3 protein-coding genes and 1 pseudogene are annotated in these 4,430 nt (G+C 39.1%); all 4 read right to left on the reverse strand.

All coding sequences use genetic code 11. The features are described 5' to 3' along the window. Positions 1-784: pseudogene (locus R2Q84_RS25145) on the reverse strand (hypothetical protein); the annotation flags it as partial. Between the two features lie 6 nt (positions 785-790). Beyond that, the gene (locus tag R2Q84_RS25150) at positions 791-1,276 is read right to left on the reverse strand and encodes a gliding motility-associated C-terminal domain-containing protein (RefSeq protein ID WP_316819368.1); all 486 of its coding nucleotides are present in this window, start codon (positions 1,274-1,276) and stop codon (positions 791-793) included. 342 nt (positions 1,277-1,618) lie between these two features. Next, positions 1,619-2,509 (reverse strand): PorP/SprF family type IX secretion system membrane protein, encoded by an 891-nt coding sequence (locus tag R2Q84_RS25155; RefSeq protein ID WP_316819369.1) that lies wholly within the window; start codon positions 2,507-2,509, stop codon positions 1,619-1,621. Between the two features lie 90 nt (positions 2,510-2,599). Next, on the reverse strand, positions 2,600-4,430 hold a 1,831-nt coding region (locus tag R2Q84_RS25160), incomplete at its 5' end, for an MBG domain-containing protein (RefSeq protein ID WP_316819370.1).

Below are 4,430 nucleotides of genomic sequence, written 5' to 3' on the forward strand. Positions count from 1 at the left end.
TACCTTGTGCGCCAGTTAAGCCATCGGCTCCAGCAGGACCGGTTAATCCTATTAATCCTTGTGGACCCATTGGTCCTATTGCTCCAGTCAAACCAATTGGTCCCTGAATACCTTGTACCCCAGGTAAACCATCGGCACCAGCCGGACCAGTTATTCCTATTAATCCCCGAGGCCCCTCAGGGCCCATTGGTCCTGTAGACGTGCTAGCTTCGTTTGCCGGAGCCCATTCAGTTCCGTTCCATTTTAATATTTGTCCAGTCGTTGGTGCCGTAATACTTATGGCAGATCCTTGAAGTTTACTAACCTTAGGATTAGGATAACTGCCACTCAAATCGCCTGTTGCTGTACCCACTGGTACTGCAGAGCTCGCAAAAATTGCGTACGGAACCGACTGAAGTTGCGAGGTGCCCATATCAACAAAAGTACTTCCACCGGTAGGATCAATCTCTACCTGGAGAAATTTATTACCTGTCGACCAATTTATTCCAGCCATTGTCCCAGTTTGCGAAACAGCCCCAGCACTACCTATTACCGCTGTAAACAACCCGAATTTATTAGTAATGCGCCTTCTTGTCTCCGTGTAAACCGGAGTTCCATTAACTCCTCCATCCTTTATCGTCAATCTTAAGCTAACAGACTGTTCTGCAACTGGATTACCATCTGCTTTTCTTGCTACTCCCTGATAATTTATCTGAGGCTGTTGCTGAGCTATTGCTTCTGTAAAACCGAACAATATAAATGCGAGAGCAGTTAAAAATAAACGGATTTGGTAAAATTTAGTCATGTAGCATTAGTTTACGATCGTGATGAAGCCTTTTATATGATCAGCTTTATTGTTTTTCCTAAGTTTTATAATATAGTAGTATGTCCCTTCTTCAAGAGGCTTACCTTTAAGATAGCCCATCCAATCGTTCTGATAATTGATGACATGATGTATTGTCCGTCCACTTCGATCAAAAATGGTAATTTCATTATCTGGATACTTTTCGATGTCTTTAATCACCCATGTGTCATTAATCCCATCCCCATTGGGCGTAAGAATGTTGATTGGAAAGACCTTATAGACATTATTATTAAAAAAACCTATAACTACTGGTTGCAAGAAACCATTTGTCAGACTCAACCGACTGTTCTCCATGGTTTCAACCACGGTCATTTCTCCCACACTCCATTCGTAGGTAATGTTGTTCTGTGTATGACTGTTACCTGCAGCGTTAATAACTTCTGCACTTATTCCCTGTCCATAGCTTGCACCAACAGTTAATAATGTCAACATGAAAAATAAAAAAAACAGCAGATACCTCATGCCGCAATCTTAAGTTCAGACATAGTTTATTTTATTAATCCCGATAAAAATGTGTTCCTCTTTTTTGTATCCCGACAAAAATTAGATTTCAAAACAAAAGTATTAAAGCAAGACTATTTGCAACTAAAATGCAATATCAAATTCCTCTAACTATTCAATAGTTACATTTATCAGAAAGAATTGTCGCCTTTTTGAGTTAAACAATCCACATTCATCATTCGTATAAATAGCCATTCCTCCACAACACCAACAACAAGAAAAGCCCCTGTGAAAAATATTCACAAGGGCTTTTTAGTTATTAGGCTATTAAAACTACTTACTAAGATTCAACCTTAAGTTCAATTCAAAGCTACCATTTGTATAAGCACTTAAAGCTGATGTTTGTGTAGTATATGTTCCACTAATCAGATACTTCTTTTTATAATCCATCCCCAAACCAAAGGTTGCACTCTTTGTGCTATGATATAAAGCAAGTAAATAAACCTGCCTATTCGCAATTCCAATTTGCGCACCTGCATCCCATATGTTATCAAAACCTTTTACGCCACGATAAGCAACTTTAGGCTCGACGTCCATACCTTCAGAACCTTCACTAATCCCAATCCTATAACTAACAGCGGTGTAGAAAGTAGCTACATCGGCTAACTTGATCACGTCCTTTTTCAATACACTTTTCAGATTCGGAATTGCAGCCTGTATATTTAAGTTGTTAGACGTATAAGCAATTCCAAAGTCACCGTCCAGGTATGTCTTACGATCATTATACTGACCTACCGTAGGATCATTTGGATTACCATAAATATCGGCATTCTCCAAACGCTGACTCATAAAACCTAATGACACCCCAAAATGTAATTGGTGGTTATTCTCATTCAACTGCAAGTGATAAGCATAACTACCTACTACCCTGGTTTGCCTTTGTAATCCTGCACTTTCGTTGTTTACAGTTAAACCAATCCCGACTTTATTAAAACCGTAATCAGCAGTTAAGCTTTGGGTTAGTGGAGATCCCGGAACATTGCTCCAAAGCTTGCGGTAGGCACCGTTTAACTTTAACCCTTGTCCGGCTCCTGCAAAAGCGGGATTAATCAAATACTGGTTGGTATAGTATTGCGCCGATAATGGGTTTAACTGCGCCTTTACCGAAACACCAGTTATCGCTAGCAAAACTATTAACACAATTACTTTAGCTATATTTTTCATCCTTCCTTTTTTTATCCTGCATCAGTTTCTCTTAGTCAACTAGGCTGATACAGTTTTGAATTAACTCTGTTTAATTATGACTTCTTTAATTTATCTCGTCTGCTCGGATCTGGTAATGGTAATAAAGCCTTTAATTTTAGGTCTTTTCGTTCCGAAATCGATGATATAATAATAAGTCCCCTCAGCTAATGGCAAACCATTAAGTGTAGCATCCCAGCTATTATCATATCCTTTTTTCCCAAATAGTAAGCGACCTGTTCTATCAAAAACCTTTACCTCATTATTCGGATAAAGATCCAGATTATCAATTACCCATTTATCATTTACACCATCACCATTAGGAGACATAATATTGGTTGCTTTTACTTTTACGAAGTCTTCCAATACAGTTAGTGTAATAGATCGGGTTTCCGAACATCCACTGGAATTAGTTACAGTTACCGTATAAGTTGTTGTCTCGCTTGGCCTCACAGCAAGGGTAGCCGAATGTTGTCCGCTAATAATACTGTTATGAGCAGCCCATACATAATTTGATCCGCCGGTTGCATTTAACAATACCGTTTCTCCTTTACTGATCTGCGTTCCTTTATCACTGTTAATTGCAGCAATTGGTAATGCATTCACTGTAACTACAAAAGTTCTGCTGTAAGTATCTACACCTCCATTTGCAGTACCACCATTGTCCTTAACTGTGACAGTAATGGTTGCAGTTCCTGCAATTGCACCAGCTTTAACCTTATAGTTTATTTTAGCCGTAGCACCGCTACCACTAATAGTTAAGGTCTCAAACAGGTTTGAATTACTACTACTAACTGTTAGGGTAGTACTTTGATTTGCTTCCGGACCTGCACTTACTCCAGTTAAGGCTACTGTTTGGGCAGTTGTAGTAAAACAGATGTTCTGATTGTCAACAGCCGCAAGTGTTGGAGTCTCGTTTACGTCATTTAAAGCAATAATAAATACCTTTTCCATACTTGTGCCATACTGTGTAGTACTCTTAATCCTGATACTATAATTAGATTTACTTTCAAAGTCTAATACTGAAGCCGTATTTATTTTGTTCCCACTGATTGTAAACAATCCATTATCAGTATCTCCTGCTCCAGCCATCAGCGTATATGTAAAGGTTGACAACGGATTTTCTGATGTACTGCTAAAAGTTGCAGCATTGGTACCTATTGCACTATTTTCATAAACTGTGACACTTGCAATATTTATATCTGTTGGTGCTCCTGCTACTACTTTTAATGTACCAGCAACATAATTAATATTATAATTATCGGCTATAGCACCATTAGCTGTAATCGGGTAATTTCCCGCTAAACTGCCTGCGGTTGCTGTTGTGCTTATTGCTGGTTGAGCTATTAAAACAGCACTGGTTTCATTGTTTTTGAATCCATTATAAGTTACCGTCAAGACAGGATTGGTCGTTCCAACAAACTTTTCTTTATTTTCTGCCGAAATTGTCAGTTGCGCTTTAGTGATATTTAGATTTGCCGCGGTATAATCCAGTATATAATTCCCACTCAATGACAGGTTATTTTTATTGATCGCATAAGCACCCGCTTTCTCACCAACTACCCTGATTAAACTTCCTGTAAAACCATCTGTTCCGATCAGCGCAGGACTGAAAGTATAGGTTAATTCTGGATCAGCTTCGCCGTATTCTTTTGTTTTAACCACTGCAGCTACCATAATCGTTTTGGCTGTAATACTTAAGTTCGCTGGAACAAAAGTCACCGCATAGTTGCTGTTCAAGGTAAGATTACCCTGACCAATAGCATGGTCACCAATGTTCTCACCAGTTGTTCTTTCTAATGTACCTGTAAACTCATCTGTTCCGATCAGTGCCGGAGCAACAGTATACGTCAGTTCAGGATCAGTCTCACCATATACTTTGGTTTTGACAGCGGCTGTCACC

The sequence above is a fragment of the Pedobacter nyackensis genome (genome assembly GCF_032678475.1).
GTDB lineage: Bacteria > Bacteroidota > Bacteroidia > Sphingobacteriales > Sphingobacteriaceae > Pedobacter > Pedobacter nyackensis_A.